This is a genomic window from Methylobacterium sp. E-016, assembly GCF_022829745.1.
GTDB lineage: Bacteria > Pseudomonadota > Alphaproteobacteria > Rhizobiales > Beijerinckiaceae > Methylobacterium.
This window is the reverse complement of the sequence record NZ_JAKSYF010000001.1, coordinates 1-1,136: the sequence shown is the minus strand read 5'-3', so window position 1 is coordinate 1,136 and position 1,136 is coordinate 1. Positions and strand designations below refer to the sequence as shown.

Annotated in this window: 1 protein-coding gene; it reads left to right on the top strand. The window is 67.3% G+C overall.

The genetic code is table 11. The annotated features are described in order from the left end of the window. Window positions 1-72: 72 nt before the first annotated feature. Window positions 73-1,136: IS630 family transposase (locus MKK68_RS00005; RefSeq protein WP_244027294.1), on the top strand; the 1,064-nt coding region annotated here is incomplete at its 3' end.

Sequence of the window (1,136 nt, the reverse complement as noted above, 5' to 3'; positions counted from 1 at the left end):
CTAGTGGTTGAGCCCTGACGGTTGAGTCCGTGTGGGGTTTCGGTTTGCGCCCCATCCTGCGAGTCTGGCGGGATGCGCAGTGGCATCTCTTTCACGCTCTCCACCTCGGATCGCCTTCGGCTCGAAGCACTCGTCGCGGATCGAAACACGTCGCAGAAGCACGTCTGGCGCACCCGTATCGTACTGCTGAGCGCCGATGGGCTGGGGACGCATGCGATCATGCGTGAGGCGGGCGTGTCCAAGACGGTGGTCTGGCGCTGGCAGGACCGCTTCGCGCAGGAGGGCGCCGATGGGCTCCTTCGGGACAAAACGCGACCGGCGCGCATCCCGCCGCTGGGGCCGGAGGTGGCGGCGCGCGTGGTGGCTCTGACGCAAGGAGAACCACCCGGCGAGACCACGCATTGGACGGCCGCCGCCATGAGCAAGGCCGCGGCCATCAGTGTCTCGTCGGTGCAGCGGATCTGGTGGGGGCACGGCCTACAGCCGCATCGAGTCCGGCAGTTCAAGCTCTCCACCGACCCGGCCTTCGCCGCCAAACTGCGCGACGTCGTCGGGCTCTACGTCGACCCGCCGGCCCACGCCGTCGTGCTCTCGGTCGACGAGAAGAGCCAGATCCAGGCGCTCGCCCGCACGCAGGCCCCATTGCCGATGAAGCCGGGCCAGCCGACGACGCGCACCCACGATTACAAGCGCCGCGGCACGACGACCCTGTTTGCCGCCCTGGACGTGCTGGAGGGCAAGGTGATCGGCCGCTGCATGCAGCGCCACCGGCATCAGGAGTTCATCCGCTTCCTCAATGCGGTCGAGGCGGCGGTTCCGGTGGGCAAGATCGTCCACGCGATCCTGGACAACTATGCCGGCCACAAGCACCCGAAGGTCCGTGCCTGGCTCGACCGCCACCCGCGCTGGACCTTCCACTTCACCCCGACCTCAGCCTCGTGGCTCAATGCCGTCGAGGGCTTCTTTGCCAAGCTCGCAAAACGCCGGCTCCGACGCGGCGTGTTCGGATCGCTGATCGAGGTACAGGCCGCCATCAAACGCTTCATCGCCGAGAGCAACGGCAATCCGAAGCCGTTCGTCTGGACCGCCGACCCGGATCGCATCATCCAGGCCGCAAAGCGCGGGCACCAAGTGTT